We start from the raw sequence: 17,894 nt of genomic DNA on the forward strand, positions 1-17,894 counted from the left end.
ATTTACGATACTCTATTTCACTCGTATAAAAATGGAATTATTTCCACATTAAACACATCCTGCCCGTTCTCTTTCAACACTTGCTGTGCCGCCTGATTCTGCATGATGGCACCACCCCATGCGTTGAAATCGTATGTGTGCGGGTTGCGGAACCAGTTGGCGATGTCCATGTCGATTTGCAGCGTGTTATGTTCTTTGCCCGTGGCATGAAAAGTATCTTCAAAAGGAATTTCGACTTGGAAATAGTTTTGGTAAAATTCTGTCAAATCTTCATTTTGTCCAATGCCGAGATGCACGTTTATAGGTGAAAGACTGCCGTTTTCATCAAGCCATTTGCCGTTGAGTTTCATGTAATGATAGCCGCCGCCAAGCGGTTCCGGCCAAAACATGTCGGACTCAGGCGGATTGACGAAAAGTCCGGTCTGGTTGTCGGATTCGTCCAATCCAAAGGTGAAACGCAAGGCGACATATTGTCCGACGGGAATGAATTGAGACGCAAATGTTTTTGCCAGATTGTCGTTTTCGTCAAGATAAAAGATATGGCCGTCTTGGTTTATCGGAAGCCATTTCCCTTCTGCGTTCTTGATTTCAATGTTGGATATAAACCATTGTATTTCAGTGATGAGGAATTGGTTGCCTGCTTCGTTTTGATAACACAATGAATCAGTTACAAGTTCTTTTCCGTCGACAGAATAATGGATGTTGAGACCAACGGATGATTCTTTTGGCTCTTGCTTGCAGGATGCCAGAAACAGCGACATCGCGAATATGAATGTGCAAATCTTTCTCATAAAAACGGATTTTAAAATGCAATGATACGCTTTTTCGCCCGAATAGTGTATTTTTGCAGCAAAATAATGTAATTTAATAAATATGTAACGCTTTTTTAGCTGTTGGTTTCAGACCTTTGGCAAATGACAAAATCTAAGATTTAAAATGATTTGTGCCAGAAGCCAAAAGCTAAAAGCCAGAAGCAGAATTGAGCGACAAAAACACAAAGAATATGGCAGAATTTAAAGTAGGCGATAAAGTGAATTTCATCAGCGCAGTGGGCGGTGGTAAAGTTACGAAAATCATTGATACACGCATGGTTATGGTTGAAGTCGAGGATGGTTTTGAAATCCCGACCTTGATTACGGATTTGGTCCTGGATTACCGTTCGCAACCGCAAGTTTCGCATCAGCAGAAAGTGGTCGATACGGTACAGAAAGAGATTCAGGCCAAGGAACTTCTCGAACAGGAACGCGCCGACGCAGCCCGCAAGGGTGAGTTGCGCCGTTTTGCGAAAGAAGCTGAAAAAGAGGGCGTTTATCTGGCTTTCATACCGCACGAACAGCAGTGGCTTCTGACGGGTGCTATGGATGTGGTGCTCGTCAACCATACGCCTTACGAGATGCTTTACACCTTCACGATAAAGGAAGAGGAAAAGTTTGTGAATGTGGATTATGGTCAGGTCGACAAACATGAAAAAGTCGTGATTGAATCCATTTCACGCGACGATTTGGAATATTGGCTGAATGGTATCGTTCAGGCTGTCTTTACCAAGGAAGAGTCTGACAATGTGCTGCTTCCGTTGAACGCGCCTTTCTCGTTGCGACCAGGCCGTTTCTTCAAGGAAGGCAGTTATGCGGCATCGGGCATTCTCGGCGAAAAGGCCGTTATGATTTGTCTTTCCGAACTGGTTGCCTTGAAGAGTGGCGATGGCGATTTTGCTAAAATCATGAAGGAAGGCATTGGCTCTCAGGCTGCAAAGAAGGAACTGGTGAAGAAGGAATCGCCTATTGACAAGCACAGAACCGCCCCGGGCGAGGCTACTGTGGATTTGCATATCGGCGAATTGGTCGACAACATTTTGGGCCTTTCAAGTCACGATATGTTCCGCATCCAGACGGATTATTTCAAGAAGATGCTCGACAGCGCCATCGCTTCAGAATATACTAAGGTGACTTTCATTCACGGCGTTGGCAACGGTGTCTTGAAAAACGCTATCATCGACGAACTGAAAAACTACAAGAATACCGAAAACCGCATGGCCAGTATCGCCAAGTTTGGTGTAGGCACCATCGATGTCATCATCACCGACAAGCAGAAAGATTGATGCTTTATTCCGTTGATTATGAGTCGCCTGTCGGCAAACTGACTTTGGCTGCCAATGAAAAGGCACTTGTGGGTTTGTGGATGGAAGGGCAACACTATTTCGGTTCTTCCTTGCAGGTTGAGACGATGTGCCATGAAATTGTTCCAGTTTTAGGAAACGTCGTTTCGTGGTTAGATGCTTATTTTGCAGGCGGGAAACCATCATTGGAAAATATGCCTTTGTCGCCACAAGGAACTGATTTCCAACTTTCGGTTTGGAAGGCATTGTGTACAATTCCTTACGGAAAGACAAACACTTACGGAGCCATTGCCCGACAATTGTCTGCTGAATTAGGCCGTAATGTCTCGCCTCGTGCCGTGGGCAATGCCGTAGGCCATAATCCGATTTCCATCATCATTCCTTGCCATCGCGTAGTGGGTGCTAATGGCAGTCTGACGGGCTATGCGGGCGGTTTGGAACGGAAAAAGTATCTTTTACAGCTTGAAGGTGTGAATTTGTCCGTTTCGGTCAAGAAAAACTGTAATTTTGTAAATAATTAAGAATGAATAAACACTAATAACAATGAGAAAAGTATTTTTATCTTTGGTTTTATCGGTCCTCGCTTTTGTAGGCGTGGCCAATGCACAAGTCAATCCGTTCAGCACATCATCGGGCTATCTTTTCAGCACCAATGTTGACTGGACGACAATTCATTACGGCCTTTGCCGTTTCACCGATGGCTTTTCAAACATCGAGTATCTTAGTTCTGCCGATGGTTTCTTTGGCGGCTCTGCTGCCGTCGATGGCGTGATGTATGGCACCAACGACCAAATGTTTTTCTACAAGTTCGATTTGAACGACGGTTCCATCATACAAAAGAAATCGACCAACCACTATTGGTATGATATGGCTTACGACTACACGACCAGCACCATGTATTGCATCCAGGAAAACGGTTTCGGTAAAATCGACTTGGAAACGGGTCATTCTACGACGATTCGCACCTATGCCAGTTTCTATTTCTGGGCCATCGCCTGCACCAGCGGCGGCACGCTTTATGCCATCGACATGGACGGCTATCTCTACCAGATTGTGAACAAGGAAACGGGCGATGTCTATTGCATTGGCAATACAGGCTTGGCTTCGCAGTATCTCTGCTGTGCTGCCATCGACCCGAATACCGACATCATGTATTTCCAATATTGCACCAATACGTGCGACAAGCTCTATTCCATCGATTTGGAGACGGCCCAAGCCACATTCATCTGTGACTGCGATGAACTATCAGGCTTGACCTTCGATTTCGAATACGATGCTGTGAATGAAAACGAAATGAATGTCAATGTCTATCCAAATCCAGCTGCTGATTATCTGACAGTTAATGCCGAAAATATCAGCCGCATTACCATTATCAACACTTTGGGACAGGTCGTCAGCGACATGAAAGCCGATGGCAACGAAGTGCGCGTGGATGTGTCGCAATTGCCAGCTGGCAATTATTTCGTGAAGGTCAGGACGGAAGGAAAGATCAGGACACGGAAGGTTGCAATAATGGATTAAGGATTTTTTCTTTTTGCGCAAAAGCAGAATAAAAACACCGTCCATGACAGATATTTTCACACCTGAGCAGCGCAGCCACATCATGCAACAAATCAAAGGCAAAGACACCAAGCCTGAGATGATTGTGCGAAAATATCTGTTTTCCAAAGGGTTCCGTTTTCGCGTGAATGTGAAGCGTTTACCAGGCAAGCCCGACATTGCCTTGCGCAAATACCGCACCGCCATTTTCATTCACGGCTGTTTCTGGCATGGCCACGAAGACTGCAAATTAGCTTCACACCCTCAAACCAACAAGGAGTTTTGGGAAGCAAAAATCGCTCGCAACAAAGCCCGCGACATCGCGACACGCGAAAAACTCAAGGCCATGGGATGGAACACGATGATCATCTGGGAATGTCAATTGAGCAAAGTCAGCATCCGTCAACAGACCTTGGAAAGCATAGTCCAAATCCTCGATGATACTTTTCTGAAACTCAACCAGCCTAAGAAAAAAGTCGTGTTATATCAGCAATCAGAAACAAGTTATTCGCAAGCCGCCGAAAGTTCATCATACGGAAACGAAATCGCAAACATAGACTGAAAACAAGAGAGACCGACTCTTATGAATCGGTCTCTCTGCTGATTTATAAAATCCTTTACTTGTTATGATGTGAATCGAAATTGGCTTTTACAGGATCAACTTGCTCAATCGTTTGTGCAACAGTATCATTTTTGATTATTCCGCAAGCATTCAGAATCTTACCCTTCAAGTCGCTGTTTTCCATCCAGCCCGTAAACTGTTCTGCACCAGGACCGTAGGCAAACACCATAACAGGCAGACAAGTATGGCTTCCTGTGGAAAACGCCATGCATGGATTGTTGTAATGTCCTTTTGGATCTCTCAAGCTCAGACCGCCGGTTTCGTGGTCGGCAGTGACAACAAGCAAAGTGTTTTCGTGGGTTTTCGTATAATCCAAGGCAACCTGAATGGCATCGCTGAAATCCTTCACCTCGCCAACCATATAGGCGGAATCATTATCATGACATGCCATATCAATCAATGAGCCTTCAACCATCAGGAAGAAACCGTTTTCGCTGCCATCCAAGGTCTCGAGAGCGGTTTTCACAGCACGCGGCAGGAAATCGCCTCTTTCGGAAATGACAGGTAAATGTTCTTCTTCAACCAACACGGCATATTTCTTATTGGTGACAACAATATTGGCCAGCGTATCATACACTTTCCAGCCTTTTTGTGTCATTTCTTCAAACAAATCACGACCATCATTGCGCTGGTTGAAATACTTGGAACCACCGCCAATCATCACGTTGAGGTTGTCGCAATTCATCATCTGCTCGGCAATCGTTTCATACTGACTTCTTCCTGGCACCTTGGCATAGAAAGCAGCTGGCGTAGCATGCGTTGCATAGCAAGTGACGACAATGCCAGTGGTCTTTCCGTTCTCGGCCAAAACATCAAGTACAGAGGGCATCGGAATGGAATCGGGCGTCATGCCTACCATGCCGTTTCGCGTTTTGCCACCGCAAGCCAAAGCCGTTCCTGCCGCAGCCGAATCGGTAATTTCATTGCTGGCGGACTTGGTTATCACAATGCCCGAATACGGAAATTCAGTGAAAGCCAAATCGTTGTCCGATGCCAACATAGTGGCATAGATTTGGGGCAGCGACATGCCGTCACCAATCATGTAAATAACATTGACAGCCTTTGGAGGTTCAGGGGCCTGCACCTCAATTTCCTTTTCCTTGCACGATGATAAAACACTCAATGCCAAAAGGATAGAGAATAATAAGATTGACAATTTACGCATATAAATTTAAATTTAAGATTATGATACGACCCTTGACGGACTCATTTGATTGAACATCGACAAAAACCTATTCGAACACTGATTGAACGGATTCTCACGGAAATGTTTTGCTCGCAAAACATCAATCCGATAAATCCGTGTTATCAGTGTTCGATTCTAAGCTATTTTTTCAAATGTAATAAATCAAATCTTTCTTTTTTCTACCAATAAGCATACCATGATTAAGTTTGTTATTTCCTTGCAACGACTTTTTTCACAGCCTCAACAATGTCTGGCGTATCCAAATGATAAGCCTTCAAAAGTTCATCAGGTGTGCCGCTTTGACCGAAAACATCGTTGACGGCCACCATTTCCATCGGGCACGGATTGTTCATGGCCAAAACCTGAGCAATGCTGTCGCCCAAACCGCCATTGCGCTGATGTTCCTCAGCCGTCACGACACACTTCGTCTTTGCCACAGATTTCAGCACGGCATCAACATCCAAAGGCTTGATGGTGTGAATGTTAATCAATTCGGCATTGATGCCCATTTCCTTCAGAATCGGCAGTGCCTGAACCGCTTTCCAAACCAAATGACCGCAGGCAAAAATGGTGACATCGGTGCCTTCCTGCAACATTTGGGCCTTGCCGATTTCAAATTTTTCGTCAACAGGCGTGAAATTCGGCACTTTCGGACGGCCAAAACGCAGATATATAGGGCCATCGTATTCAGCCGCAGCAATCGTGGCAGCCTTCGTCTGATTGAAATCGCAAGGAACGATAACTGTCATGTTGGGCAGCATTTTCATCAGGCCGATGTCTTCCAGAATCTGATGCGTTGCGCCATCTTCGCCTAACGTGACGCCAGCATGAGAAGCCGCAATCTTCACGTTCTTATTGGAATAAGCCACCGACTGACGGATTTGATCGTACACGCGACCCGTTGAGAAAGCGGCGAAAGTGCCCGTAAACGGCACGAAACCACTCAAAGCCATTCCGGCAGCCATGTCAATCATGTTGGCTTCAGCGATGCCAGTCTGGAAGAAACGCTCAGGAAATTCCTTTGCGAAATCGCCCATCTTCAATGAGCCAGTCAAATCGGCGCAAAAAGCGACTACTTTCGGGTTGCGGCGACCCACTTCAAGCAAACCTTCGCCAAATCCCGATCTTGTATCTTTATTGTTTTGTACTGTGAAATCCATATTATTCTTGGTTATCGGTTTTCGGTTATCGGTTTTCAGTCTTTCAGTTACTGAATACCGAGAACTGAAAACCAGTTATTTAATAATCTCCTAAAGTTTCCTCCAATTGTGAGAGCGCATTGGCGGCCTGTTCATCGTTCGGAGCAGAGCCGTGCCATCTGTGTGTGCCCATCATGAAATCGACACCCATGCCCATTTCGGTGTGCGCCAGAATCAGTTGCGGTTTGCCTTGATGTGCGCCTTTACGGGCTTGATTCAGAGTGTCAACCACTTCCTGCATGTTGTTGCCGTTCATCTCGATGACCTTCCAGCCGAAAGCCTCGTACTTGGCACGCATATCACCAAGATTCATCACGTCGTCGGTCGAGCCATCAATTTGTTTCTTATTGTAGTCAACGATAGCCACGAGGTTGTCAACGCCTTTGGCTGGTGCGTACATGGCGGCTTCCCAAATCTGGCCTTCTTCCTGTTCACCGTCGCCCATCAGCACGAAAACGAGATGATCATCGCCATTCAGACGTTTGGCCTGTGCCGCACCAATGGCAACGGAAAGGCCTTGACCCAACGAACCGCTGGCAATGCGGACACCTGGCAGACCTTCTGCCGTTGTTGGGTGTCCTTGCAGACGGGTTCCCAAGCGGCGGAACGTAGCCAACTCACTGACAGGGAAATAGCCACGATGCGCCAAAATGCTGTAAAACATCGGGCTGATGTGACCATTCGACAAGAAAAACATGTCCTCCCCCGCTCCGTCCATACGGAACTGTTCAGGATTGATTTGCATTTGGTCGAAATAAAGTGCCGTAACGATATCCGTTGCGCCCAAAGAACCACCCGGATGGCCTGACTGACAGCCATGCACCATGCGTATGATGTCGCGGCGCACCTGTGAGGCAATTCTCTCCAATTGTTTGATTTCCATTATTCTAAAATATTGAATTATACTATATTATTTCTATTTTCGATTAAATTTTACACGTTAGCAAAGGTAAGGGAATTATTATGATTTGCAAACTGGAAACACCATTTTTTGATGAAATACGCAAATCACAAATTATCAATCACTTCCTTCATCTCGTCGAGTTTCTCCAATGCCGACTCAAAGAGTCTCCATTGCGCACGGGTGCGCACCATGTTGTGGCAAGGATACTTTATTCTATAATAGGTGTCGCCATTGATGTAATCGGCAAGGAAACGCACGGCCTGCATGTATGGAAACAGCAGCGCGGCATACGGAAGATTTTCTTTTTCAATTGGCAATAGGAAAGACTTGGTTCCTTTGACATAGCCTTTAGCAAATGCCTTGAAAATCTCCATGTTGAACGTGACATTCTCAAGATTGTCATCATCCTCAGCACCCGTATTGGCTGCCGAACGCAAGAAATCGCCGAAATCGGAGAAGATAAAACTCGGCATGACCGTATCCAAATCGATGACACACAAAATGTTGCCTTCCGCATCAAAAAGCATGTTGTTGACTTTGGTATCGCAGTGGCAAATGCGCTTAGGCAGTTTCCCTTCGCGATACAGTCTTTCGCCCAATGTCATTTGTTCCGCAAATTGTTGAATCTGAGAAACATACTTTTGCACTTCCTCATCTTTCATTCTTCCAGCCTTGTCATTTGCGACGGCTTCATCAAGTTGCTTCAATCGGAATTCGATGTTGTGGAAATCGGGAATGATTTCACCAATCGGTTCCTTCAAATCGGCCAAAAGCGACTCGAAATCACCGAAAGTCAAGCCTGCATAATAGGCATATTCAGGCGTGACCGTTTCGTAAGTGAAGGAATCGGAAACGAAACCCATCATGCGCCAATATTTCTCATTTTCAACGATGTAGGTCTTTCCCATATCGGCTTTCAGGAAATGCAGCACGCGACGGCTGATGTCTTCAACACCTTGATTTTCATATTTTTGCCGAATGTGGCGCGTTACGGTTTCAATGTTGTTCTGCAACATCTCCACATCAGTGAAAACGGCATTGTTGATGCGTTGCAAGACATATTTCGGCTTGTTCTCACCTTTCAGAAAGACTTTGAAAGTGTCGTTAATCAAGCCATTGCCCAAAGGCGAAATCTCGCCAATCTGTTCTTCAGGAATGAAATGGGCGGCAATTCTTATAAGTTCGTTCATAACAGATTATTTTGCTGCGAAAATAAACAAAAAAGACATATCGGTCATTTTGCTAACTGAAAAAATGTTTTCGTTTGTTTCTGCTCATCAAACACAAAAAAGAGCGACTAAAAGTAGTCGCTCTCAAGTCACTACGCTATCAAAAGCATCAATTATTCAGTGTATTGTTCGATGATACCCTTGTCGACAAGGATACGACCGCAATATTCGCAAACGATGATTTTCTTGTGTGTGCAGATATCCAACTGATGTTGCGGAGGAATCTTGTTGAAGCAACCGCCACAAGCATCACGGGCAATGCCGACGACGGCCAGACCATTGCGGGCATTCTTACGGATGCGCTTGTAGGCGACAAGAAGACGGTCTTCAACCAGTTTTTCACATTCAGCCGAACGCTGAAGCAGCAGTTCCTCATCCTTTTCGGTGCCTTCAGTAACCGATTTCAGTTCGGCTTTCTTCTCAGCGAGGATGGTCTTGCGTTCAGCGAGACGTGTCTTGGCCAGTTCAATTTTAGCAGCAACATCTTCATCTCTGGCCTGAGCCTCGCGGATGCGCTTTTCCGAAAGCTGAATGTCTAACTTCTGGAATTCGATTTCCTTGGTCAAGGAATCATATTCGCGGTTGTTTCTGACGTTATTCTGCTGCTCCTCGTACTTTTTGACGAGCGCTTCGATTTCCTTAATCTTAATCTTATGGTCAGCGACATCCTTTTGGTTTTTCTTGCTTTCCTCCTTAAAGTTAGCGATACGGGTTTCAAGACCTGCGATTTCGTCTTCCAAATCCTGGATTTCGAGTGGAAGGTTGCCTCTGTAAGCCCTGATTTCATCAATTTTCTTATCGACTTGCTGCAAGGTATACAATGCGACAAGTTTCTGTTCAACACTAACCTCAACAGACTCATCAGCCTGATTTTGAGCTACTTTCTTTTCTTCGTTATCTGCCATTTTACTTAGACTTTACAAAATAATGAACTGAATTCGTATTTGTTTCAGCGATTTCGGCTGCAAAGGTAGAAAAATTTTTCTGAATTAAATCCCTAATTAATTCCTTTGTAAACTGTTCGGTCTCAAAATGTCCGCCATCGACCATCAAAATGTCGCCATCAGGCTCGAAAAAATCGTGATATTTCATGTCAGCTGACAAGAAAGCATCGGCTTGGGCGGATTTGGCATCGCCAAAAAGGAAAGAACCCGCACCGCCACAAAGCGCCACACGCTTTATCATTCTGCCCGTCAATGCTGAATGACGCAGGCAAGGCGTTCCGATTGTCTCACTGACAAGATTCAGGAAATCGGTCTCCGGCATTTCGGTCTCAAATTCGCCAATCATGCCCGAACCCGCCAACGGAAATTCATTCTGCAACTGATAGACATCGTAGGCAACCTCTTCGTAGGGATGCACCTTCAACATGGCCGAAACCACGCGATTCAGCAAATGGTCAGGAACAATGGTTTCGACACGGATTTCATTTTCAAAATGCAACTTTCCCTGTTCGCCGACAAAAGGATGCGTCTCCTCCCCTGCCCTGAAACTGCCTTGTCCGGCAGCATTGAAACTGCACGAATCGTAATTGCCAATGCAGCCCGCACCAGCCTCAAACATGGCCGAGCGCACCTTTTCGGCATAATCGGCAGGACAAAAAACGACCAGTTTCATCAAGCGGCCATTCATCGGCTGCAAGATATGCAGGTTTTTCAGGCCAAGCATTTCACCCAGACGGCGGTTTACACCTAAACAGCTGTTATCCAAATTGGTATGCATGGATATGATGGCAATGTCGTTTTTTATCGCTTTCATCACGGCACGCTCAATGGGACTTTTAGGCGTCAAGTGTTTTAAGCCTCTGAAAATCAAAGGATGATGACTCAGAATGAGATTACACGATTTGGCAACAGCCTCATCGACCAAAGCTTCGGTGACATCCAAGGCAATCAGTGCCTTCGACACCTCAGCATTTTCGTCGCCGACCTGAAGGCCTGCATTGTCATAACTTTCCTGCCAACTTAAAGGCGCAACCTGCGTAAGACAGGATAATATTTCTTTTACGGTCATATATTTTATGATTTGATGAGCGAAAATACGAAAATTTAGCGAACTGATGCTCTATTTTTATTTTTGCATACAAACAATTAATTATCAATTATTTAGCAACAAGCAATTCATCTTATTATGATTTTTTGGCCAAAAGTCTAACACAAAAAAATGTCCATTTACATCAATTCGGCAGTTGCAACTGCCGAATTGATGTAAGCGCAAACCGAAAAAAAATCTATCTTTGCCATTCAAAATGCGAAAAATACTGCTTCCCATATCATTAATTTACCATATTGTGCTGAAAATCAGGCATAAATTATTCGATTGGGGCATTTTGAAAGCACGGCAATTCGATTTTCCCATCATTTGCATCGGCAATCTTTGCCTCGGCGGAACCGGTAAAACGCCAATGACCGAATACCTTATTAATATATTGAAAGGCCAATTCCGCGTTGCCACACTCAGCCGTGGCTATGGAAGAAAGACAAAAGGATTCGTTTTGGCCGATGAATCAGCGAATTACGAAGCCATTGGCGATGAACCGTATCAGTATTTTCGCAAATTCAACGACATTCAGGTTGCCGTTGATGAAAACCGCGCAGAAGGCGTGCAAAAACTTATCAATCAAGCAAATCCGCCTGAAGTCATCCTTTTGGACGATGCCTTCCAACACCGACAGATTCAAGCCGGACTGAACATTTTGCTCACTGACTACAATTGCCTTTATTCGGAAGATTTTCTCCTTCCCGCAGGCACCTTGCGCGACATCAGAAGTGCCGCCAAACGCGCCGATATTATTGTCGTTACAAAAGCGCCAGAAAAATTATCAGACAAAGAATTTGAAAGACTCAAATCGAGACTCAAAACCTCTGACAATCAAAATGTTTTCTCTTCCTATTTGACTTACGGTGCGCTTGTTCCGCTGAATGAAAAGGCAAAATCCATCGACTTAAATGATGTGAGCTGCGCCATTGCCCTTTGCGGCATCGCAAAGCCAACGCCTTTCATTGAAGAAATAAAAAGACGCTTTTTCCAAGTCAAGGAACTCATTTTCAGCGACCATCACGATTTCAGCGCAAGCGACATGGAGAAAATCGTCAAGACTTTTGAAACATTCGGCAAGCAAAAAGCCATTATCGTCACAACCGAAAAAGATGCCTCGCGTTTGATGAAAAATTCATATCTTTGTCAATTCAATAATCTTCCGATATTTACGTTACCTATTAAAGTGCGTTTTCATCAGGAAGATGCATTTAACTCAGAAATAGATACTTATGTTAGAAGAAATACTCAAAACCGTTGATTTTATCAATGAAAAGACACGAGGATTCAAGCCTGAAATCGGCATTGTTTTAGGTTCGGGATTAGGCGGTTTGGCCGATGGCATCGATGTCCAACATGAAATCGCCTACGAAGACATCCCTGGATTTCCGGTTTCGACCGTCAAAGGACACAACAGCAAGCTGCTTTTCGGAAGCATTTGCGGCCACAAAGTGGTTGCCATGCAAGGCCGTTTCCATTATTATGAAGGCTACACAACGGCACAAGTCACTTTCCCGATTCGAGTTCTCAAATATTTGGGAATCAGATTTATAATCCTATCCAATGCTTCCGGCGGCGTCAATCCAGACTTCCATGTCAGCGACATCATGTTCATCACCGACCACATCAATCTGCTGCCCAATCCGCTAATTGGCGTGAACGACGAACGCATCGGACCACGATTCCCTGACATGGGCGAAGCTTACAACAAGAAACTATTGCAACTAGCTAATGATGTTGCCGAAAAACTGAACATCAAGGTTCAGCATGGCGTTTATTTGGCCGACACAGGTCCATCTTACGAGACACCTTCTGAATATCAATATTATAGAGTCATTGGTGCCGATTGCGTCGGTATGTCGACTACCCCCGAAGCCATCGTGGCAAGACAATGCAACCTGCCCGTTTTCGGCGTTTCGGTCATCTCCGACCTTGGCGGAAAAGACCTGCATTGCGTCGTGACACATGAAGAAGTCATCAACGCCGTGGCAAAAGCCGAGCCGAAACTCGTCGCCATCATCAGTGAACTCATCCGCCGTTCCGACAAAATACAATTCTGATGGCTATCTATTTCATTACCGATTCACATTTAGGCATTCCCTCCATCGAAGAAAGTCAGAAGAGGGAGAAAAAACTGTTGCGTTTTCTTGATAGCATCAAGCCCGACTGTGAAGAACTTTTCCTCATGGGCGACCTGTTTGACTTTTGGTTTGAATACAAAACTGTGATTCCCAAAGGTTTTGCAAGAATCCAAGGAAAATTGGCTTCATTCGTTGATGCTGACATTCCTGTTCATCTTTTCATCGGCAACCACGACTTGTGGTCGTTTGGCTACCTGAAAGACGAAATCGGAATTCAATTGCACCGCGAACCCGAAACCATAACACGCAAAGGCAAGAAAATTTTTCTCGTCCACGGGGATGGCAGAGGTCCTGGCGACAAAGGCTACAAATTCCTGAAAAAAGTCTTTGAAAGAAAATCCAACCAAGTATTTTTCAGATTGTTACATCCTGATATTGGCATTGGTTTGGCTTTGAAATGGTCGCACAACCACCGATTGAAAAAAATGAAAAACGAAGTGGAACGTGGTTATTATGACAATGTTGAGGAAACGCGACTTTACAAGTATGCACAAGAACAATCCCAACTTGACCCAAGCATTGATTTCTTCATTTTCGGTCATCAGCACAAGCCCATGCAATACAAAACCGGCGAGCACGCCCAGACTACCATTGTCGGCAACTGGATTCGGGATTTCAGTTATGCAGTTTTTGACGGAGAAAAGGTTGAATTAAAGCGGTTTGAGGAAAGATGAATCAACTAAAAAGACAACATTATGACTAAAAAAGAAGCATTACAACTATTCGAGGAGCGAAAAGTCCGCACCGTTTGGGATGACCAAGAAGAGAAATGGTATTTTTCGGTAGTGGATGTGGTAGCAATCTTAACAGGCAGTCCAAATCCTCAAAACTATTGGAAAGTCCTAAAACACAGACTAACGAAAGAAGGAAACAAGTCGGTTACAAATTGTAACCAACTGAAATTAATTTCTCCTAAAGACGGCAAGCATTATTATACAGATGTAGCTGATACCGAGCAACTTTTCCGTCTCATCCAAAGTATTCCTTCTCCAAAAGCAGAACCTTTCAAGCAATGGATGGCGCAAGTGGCATGCTAACAAATCTTTAAATATTTGAATTTTTAAATTTTTAAATCTTTAAATCTTTAAATAAAACATACACACAATGGAAACAACAAAACAATACATTGAAGCCAACAAAGACCGCTTCTTGGATGAACTTTTTGGCTTGATTAGAATCCCTTCAATCAGTTCTGAATCAGCGCACAAGCCAGACATGATTCGTTGTGCCGAATATTGGCGCGATGCCATTCTGAAAGCCGGTGCCGACAAAGCTGAAGTGATGCCAACCGACGGAAATCCAATCGTTTACGGCGAAAAAATCATCGACCCGAAACTGAAAACCGTTTTAGTTTACGGTCACTACGATGTCATGCCCGTCGACCCAATCGAGCTTTGGAACACCAATCCTTTTGAGCCCGTCATCAAGGACGGCAAGATTTGGGCACGCGGCGCCGACGACGACAAAGGCCAGTCGTTCATGCACGCCAAGGCTTTCGAAACCATGGTCAAGACCAACACTTTGCCTTGCAATGTGAAATTCATGCTCGAAGGCGAAGAGGAAATTGGTTCGGGCAGCCTTGCCAAATGGATTGTCACCAACAAGAAACTCGTCAAAGCCGACATCATTTTGGTTTCCGACACCAGCATGATTGCAACCGATGTCCCAAGCATCACCACAGGTTTGAGAGGCCTCGCCTACTGGGAAATCGAAGTCACTGGTCCAAATGCCGACCTCCATTCAGGTCTGTTCGGCGGTTCCGTTGCCAATCCGCTCAACGCCTTGTGCCAAATGATTGCCAAATGTACGGACGAGAACAACCACATCACCATTCCGCATTTCTACGACGATGTCGTCAACTGCTCACGCCGTGAACGCCAATTGCTCAACATGGCTCCATACGATGAAAAGGCTTACAAGAACAGCCTCGGCGTGAAGGCTTTACGCGGCGAAAAAGGCTACACCAAGATTGAGCGCGTAGGCGTGCGCCCGACCTTCGACCTCTGCGGCATGTGGGGCGGTTACACCGGCGAAGGCAGCAAGACCGTTTTGCCATCAAAGGCTTACGCAAAACTTTCATGCCGTTTGGTGCCTAACCAAGACCACGAGAAGATTGCCAAACTGGTGAAGAATTACCTTGAAAAGAATGCACCGAAATATGTCACCGTTAAGGTTACGCCTTTGCACGGCGGACAAGCCTACGGCTGCCCAATCGACCTGCCGGCCTACAAAGCTGCCGAACAAGCCTACATGGACACCTACGGCAAGCAGCCAATCCCGATGCGCTCAGGCGGCAGCATTCCGATTATCTCCGCATTCGAGCAGGTGCTGGGCATCAAGTCCATCCTGATGGGCTTCGGTCTTGGCGAAGATGCCATCCACTCGCCAAACGAAAACTATCGCCTCGATCATTTCTACAAAGGCATCGAGACCATCATCGCTTTCTATCAGCATTTCGCCGAAACCGATTGCTAAACGGAAACGACAGTCAAGAATTGGGTTGTCAAGCATTTGGCAACCCGATTTTTTTGCATCTATGATTGACTTATATGCTCAAAAAAATCCTCATATTACTTTGTTTCACAATCATTTGCAGAAACATTTCAGCATCGGAAATGCTTCAAGAAGAAATCACGGCACAATTGGAAACTCTTTATGTTTTTCAAGACGGTCTGGTAAGGCCTTTGGGAGTCACTGTTGGCGAGGCGAATTTGGATTGCCTCAATGGTAAAAGGCTTTTCCCTTATTCGGTCGACGGGCAAGTGATTTGGTTCGGCGAAAACGACTTTTTGCCTGCGCAAATGTCAAGCGACGAACAACTGTTTATCAGAAAGATAAGCACTTACCTTGACGAATTAGCAGAACAAGACAACATCGAGGAGCTACATGCCGCCATCAAAAGCATCAAGGCTTATCAATTGAAAAACGGCGGCGAAACCCAGCCTTCGGCATTTGCTGAAAAAACTGATTGTTTTTACAACAATATAACCATCAACAATCTTGTTTTCAGTATTTTACTAATAGTTTTCATTTCGACTACCATTCTGCTTTCCCGTCACATTATCAAGCATCGGCAAATTTCCACAAGGTTTAATTTGCTTATCGCGGTTTTCATCCAAATCTACATTGTCCTTAACCTTTCTTGCCGATGGATTATCGGGCGGCACATCCCACTTACAAGCAACTACGAAATCCTGTTATTTCTCTCTTTTTGTTTGACATTGACGGCCATTTACCAACCAAAAGAGCATAACACGGCATTGATTTGCAATCCAATTGCATTAGCCATCATTCTGTTATCCAATCTATTATGTAACAATTCCATTAAAGCGTTAGATTCCGCATTGGATTCGCCGTTACTGGGCTATCATGTCGCCATCACCATCATTTCATACGCCATTTTCTTCATCATGGCTTTGAACGGCATCATCGGATTGCTCACCAAAAACGAAAAGACCGACCAGAAAATGCGACGCTTCAATTCCAAGTTGCTCCTTCCCGGCACCATTTTTCTTGGTATCGGCATCCTAATCGGTTCCATTTGGGCAAAAACCGCCTGGGGATCCTATTGGAGTTGGGATCCAAAAGAAACATGGGCCTTGATGACGTTACTCGTCTATGGTTTCGGCATTTTCGCAAACAAATCACCTATCTTTTTGAAAAACAAAAACTTTCATTTTTTCTGCATCAGTGCTTTTGCCTTTGTGATTTTTACTTTCTTTGGGGTGAATTACCTTTTTGAAGGCTTTCACAGTTATTTGCATTGAACTGATTCATGCAAGATAGGGAGAAATCAGTTTGCATTGCGGACTGAGCGTGAACATAATTAAATCGCCTTTTTTCACAATGCCCGAAAAAACAAATCAATTTGCACGATAAAATAAGTTCTGCCATGATAAAAGACATGTCCTTCATCCCAGACCTTGACACACATGTTGAAGTGAATTGATGTGAATTAAAGAAGCTCATCATATATCATCAAAATAGGCTCGTTTTTTTCTTTCTGTTGATACAATAAAACTGTTTTGCGCGTTATTCACTTAAAGTGACTCTTTTTTTCATTTCATTATTTGCAATTTCCATGAAACAAATCATCACAGTATTATTGTTGCTTATCACAGCTTCCATCTCTTTAGCTCAAGGCAACAATGCCGAAATGGTTTCAGCATATATCGTTGACAATCAAAAGAATGCTGGAATAAACGAAGATTCGCTTTGTCCCCTTTTCAGCGTTGTCAAGTTTCCGCAAGCAGTTTATGTCGCCCATTGCCTGAGCAAATCCGGCAAATCGCTTGATGACAAAATCATGGTCAGGAAACGCCGCCTGATGAAAGGCACTTGGTCGCCAATGATGAATGGTTTCAAGATGCGCCGTAAGTTTTCGTATGCGGAACTGCTGCGATTATCGCTTCAGGAAAGCGACAACAATGCCTGTGACCTGCTTTTCGACCTATTCGGCAGCCCTGAAAAAGTCGAGGAATACGTTGCCGGACTTGGCTTCGGTGACATCAAAATCGCAAAAACAGAACGGCAAATGATGGATGACAGGTCTGCTGCATCATTGAATGTGGCCAGCCCGAAAGCCATTGCCGGCCTGCTACAATGGTTTTTTGATCATCACAACGACAACGAATATCTGGCTTTCGTTTGGCAGCTCATGTCGGAATGTAAGACAGGCATTTCCCGCCTACCCTCCGTTTTGGCTGAAGGCGACAGCATCATTCACAAGACCGGAACCGGATTCAGCACCGAGAAGGGTGTTTCTGCCATCAACGATGCGGGAATCATCATGCATCCTGACGGAAGCCACTGCATAGCTGTGGTTTTTGTCCTCAATCATCCGGATGGAGTCGATTCAGCGGAAAGGCTGCTTGCGGAAACAGCGGCCAGATTGCTACAAAAGTTGCAATAATTTCAACCG

The 17,894-nt window shown here is 44.8% G+C and carries 17 protein-coding genes and 1 pseudogene; 11 read left to right on the forward strand and 7 right to left on the reverse strand.

Annotation, left to right across the window (positions count from 1 at the left end):
- Positions 1 to 17 precede the first annotated feature (17 nt).
- On the reverse strand, positions 18 to 791 hold the full coding sequence (locus AC06MN_RS12565; RefSeq protein WP_475672734.1) for an MbnP family protein: 774 nt from the start codon (positions 789 to 791) through the stop codon (positions 18 to 20).
- A 212-nt stretch (positions 792 to 1,003) separates the two neighbouring features.
- Here AC06MN_RS12565 and AC06MN_RS12570 point away from each other — a divergent pair, with 212 nt between their 5' ends.
- The 4 genes from AC06MN_RS12570 to AC06MN_RS12585 are packed head-to-tail and all read left to right on the forward strand — an operon-like array spanning position 1,004 to position 4,217.
- Positions 1,004 to 2,098, forward strand: coding sequence for a DUF2027 domain-containing protein (locus AC06MN_RS12570; protein ID WP_475672735.1), 1,095 nt, complete (start codon positions 1,004 to 1,006; stop codon positions 2,096 to 2,098).
- Positions 2,098 to 2,637 (forward strand): methylated-DNA--[protein]-cysteine S-methyltransferase, encoded by a 540-nt coding sequence (locus AC06MN_RS12575; RefSeq protein WP_475672736.1) that lies wholly within the window; start codon positions 2,098 to 2,100, stop codon positions 2,635 to 2,637. Before AC06MN_RS12570 ends, AC06MN_RS12575 begins: the two co-directional genes overlap by 1 nt.
- A gap of 22 nt (positions 2,638 to 2,659) precedes the next feature.
- Positions 2,660 to 3,637: a T9SS type A sorting domain-containing protein gene (locus tag AC06MN_RS12580; protein ID WP_475672737.1), complete on the forward strand. Its 978-nt coding sequence runs from the start codon at positions 2,660 to 2,662 to the stop codon at positions 3,635 to 3,637.
- A 43-nt stretch (positions 3,638 to 3,680) separates the two neighbouring features.
- Positions 3,681 to 4,217 (forward strand): very short patch repair endonuclease, encoded by a 537-nt coding sequence (locus AC06MN_RS12585; protein ID WP_475672738.1) that lies wholly within the window; start codon positions 3,681 to 3,683, stop codon positions 4,215 to 4,217.
- A 55-nt stretch (positions 4,218 to 4,272) separates the two neighbouring features.
- Here the strand turns inward: AC06MN_RS12585 and AC06MN_RS12590 are convergent, their stop codons facing one another.
- The 6 genes from AC06MN_RS12590 to AC06MN_RS12615 form a co-directional block, all read right to left on the reverse strand.
- Complete coding sequence (locus AC06MN_RS12590; RefSeq protein WP_475672739.1) at positions 4,273 to 5,442, reverse strand: alkaline phosphatase; 1,170 nt, start codon at positions 5,440 to 5,442, stop codon at positions 4,273 to 4,275.
- A 230-nt stretch (positions 5,443 to 5,672) separates the two neighbouring features.
- Positions 5,673 to 6,623 carry a transketolase family protein gene (locus tag AC06MN_RS12595; RefSeq protein WP_475672740.1) on the reverse strand — a complete coding sequence of 317 codons (951 nt, stop codon included), beginning with the start codon at positions 6,621 to 6,623 and terminating at the stop codon, positions 5,673 to 5,675.
- A 79-nt stretch (positions 6,624 to 6,702) separates the two neighbouring features.
- A complete protein-coding gene (locus tag AC06MN_RS12600; RefSeq protein WP_475672741.1) occupies positions 6,703 to 7,545 on the reverse strand; it encodes a transketolase in 843 nt (280 codons plus the stop codon).
- A gap of 125 nt (positions 7,546 to 7,670) precedes the next feature.
- Complete coding sequence (locus tag AC06MN_RS12605) at positions 7,671 to 8,756, reverse strand: phosphotransferase enzyme family protein (RefSeq protein WP_475672742.1); 1,086 nt, start codon at positions 8,754 to 8,756, stop codon at positions 7,671 to 7,673.
- 152 nt (positions 8,757 to 8,908) lie between these two features.
- Positions 8,909 to 9,700 carry a zinc ribbon domain-containing protein gene (locus AC06MN_RS12610; RefSeq protein ID WP_475672743.1) on the reverse strand — a complete coding sequence of 264 codons (792 nt, stop codon included), beginning with the start codon at positions 9,698 to 9,700 and terminating at the stop codon, positions 8,909 to 8,911.
- Between the two features lies 1 nt (position 9,701).
- Positions 9,702 to 10,808 carry a Nif3-like dinuclear metal center hexameric protein gene (locus AC06MN_RS12615; protein ID WP_475672744.1) on the reverse strand — a complete coding sequence of 369 codons (1,107 nt, stop codon included), beginning with the start codon at positions 10,806 to 10,808 and terminating at the stop codon, positions 9,702 to 9,704.
- A gap of 235 nt (positions 10,809 to 11,043) precedes the next feature.
- Between AC06MN_RS12615 and lpxK the strand changes: the two genes are divergently transcribed.
- The 7 genes and pseudogenes from lpxK (at position 11,044) to AC06MN_RS12650 (ending at position 17,885) form a co-directional block, all read left to right on the forward strand.
- A complete protein-coding gene (gene lpxK / locus AC06MN_RS12620) occupies positions 11,044 to 12,093 on the forward strand; it encodes a tetraacyldisaccharide 4'-kinase (RefSeq protein WP_475672745.1) in 1,050 nt (349 codons plus the stop codon).
- The gene (locus AC06MN_RS12625; RefSeq protein WP_475672746.1) at positions 12,065 to 12,892 is read left to right on the forward strand and encodes a purine-nucleoside phosphorylase; all 828 of its coding nucleotides are present in this window, start codon (positions 12,065 to 12,067) and stop codon (positions 12,890 to 12,892) included. Before lpxK ends, AC06MN_RS12625 begins: the two co-directional genes overlap by 29 nt.
- Entirely contained in the window at positions 12,892 to 13,647 is a 756-nt protein-coding gene (locus tag AC06MN_RS12630; protein WP_475672747.1) for a UDP-2,3-diacylglucosamine diphosphatase, read from the forward strand. The genes AC06MN_RS12625 and AC06MN_RS12630 overlap by 1 nt, the downstream gene beginning before the upstream one ends.
- Positions 13,648 to 13,668: 21 nt before the next feature.
- A pseudogene (locus AC06MN_RS12635) lies at positions 13,669 to 14,004 on the forward strand (BRO-N domain-containing protein); the annotation flags it as partial.
- 73 nt (positions 14,005 to 14,077) lie between these two features.
- Positions 14,078 to 15,448 (forward strand): dipeptidase, encoded by a 1,371-nt coding sequence (locus AC06MN_RS12640; RefSeq protein WP_475672748.1) that lies wholly within the window; start codon positions 14,078 to 14,080, stop codon positions 15,446 to 15,448.
- A 74-nt stretch (positions 15,449 to 15,522) separates the two neighbouring features.
- Complete coding sequence (locus AC06MN_RS12645; protein ID WP_475672749.1) at positions 15,523 to 16,740, forward strand: cytochrome c biogenesis protein; 1,218 nt, start codon at positions 15,523 to 15,525, stop codon at positions 16,738 to 16,740.
- Between the two features lie 314 nt (positions 16,741 to 17,054).
- Entirely contained in the window at positions 17,055 to 17,885 is an 831-nt protein-coding gene (locus tag AC06MN_RS12650; protein WP_475672750.1) for a serine hydrolase, read from the forward strand.
- Positions 17,886 to 17,894 lie beyond the last annotated feature (9 nt).

Source organism: Candidatus Limimorpha sp., assembly GCF_056203535.1.

Bases quoted from the DNA above. Each gene is read 5' to 3' on its own strand.
- AC06MN_RS12565 (WP_475672734.1), bottom strand. From the start codon at position 791: ATGAGAAAGATTTGCACATTCATATTCGCGATGTCGCTGTTTCTGGCA.
- AC06MN_RS12570 (WP_475672735.1), top strand. From the start codon at position 1,004: ATGGCAGAATTTAAAGTAGGCGATAAAGTGAATTTCATCAGCGCAGTG.
- AC06MN_RS12575 (WP_475672736.1), top strand. From the start codon at position 2,098: ATGCTTTATTCCGTTGATTATGAGTCGCCTGTCGGCAAACTGACTTTG.
- AC06MN_RS12580 (WP_475672737.1), top strand. From the start codon at position 2,660: ATGAGAAAAGTATTTTTATCTTTGGTTTTATCGGTCCTCGCTTTTGTA.
- AC06MN_RS12585 (WP_475672738.1), top strand. From the start codon at position 3,681: ATGACAGATATTTTCACACCTGAGCAGCGCAGCCACATCATGCAACAA.
- AC06MN_RS12590 (WP_475672739.1), bottom strand. From the start codon at position 5,442: ATGCGTAAATTGTCAATCTTATTATTCTCTATCCTTTTGGCATTGAGT.
- AC06MN_RS12595 (WP_475672740.1), bottom strand. From the start codon at position 6,623: ATGGATTTCACAGTACAAAACAATAAAGATACAAGATCGGGATTTGGC.
- AC06MN_RS12600 (WP_475672741.1), bottom strand. From the start codon at position 7,545: ATGGAAATCAAACAATTGGAGAGAATTGCCTCACAGGTGCGCCGCGAC.
- AC06MN_RS12605 (WP_475672742.1), bottom strand. From the start codon at position 8,756: ATGAACGAACTTATAAGAATTGCCGCCCATTTCATTCCTGAAGAACAG.
- AC06MN_RS12610 (WP_475672743.1), bottom strand. From the start codon at position 9,700: ATGGCAGATAACGAAGAAAAGAAAGTAGCTCAAAATCAGGCTGATGAG.
- AC06MN_RS12615 (WP_475672744.1), bottom strand. From the start codon at position 10,808: ATGACCGTAAAAGAAATATTATCCTGTCTTACGCAGGTTGCGCCTTTA.
- lpxK (WP_475672745.1), top strand. From the start codon at position 11,044: ATGCGAAAAATACTGCTTCCCATATCATTAATTTACCATATTGTGCTG.
- AC06MN_RS12625 (WP_475672746.1), top strand. From the start codon at position 12,065: ATGTTAGAAGAAATACTCAAAACCGTTGATTTTATCAATGAAAAGACA.
- AC06MN_RS12630 (WP_475672747.1), top strand. From the start codon at position 12,892: ATGGCTATCTATTTCATTACCGATTCACATTTAGGCATTCCCTCCATC.
- AC06MN_RS12640 (WP_475672748.1), top strand. From the start codon at position 14,078: ATGGAAACAACAAAACAATACATTGAAGCCAACAAAGACCGCTTCTTG.
- AC06MN_RS12645 (WP_475672749.1), top strand. From the start codon at position 15,523: ATGCTCAAAAAAATCCTCATATTACTTTGTTTCACAATCATTTGCAGA.
- AC06MN_RS12650 (WP_475672750.1), top strand. From the start codon at position 17,055: ATGAAACAAATCATCACAGTATTATTGTTGCTTATCACAGCTTCCATC.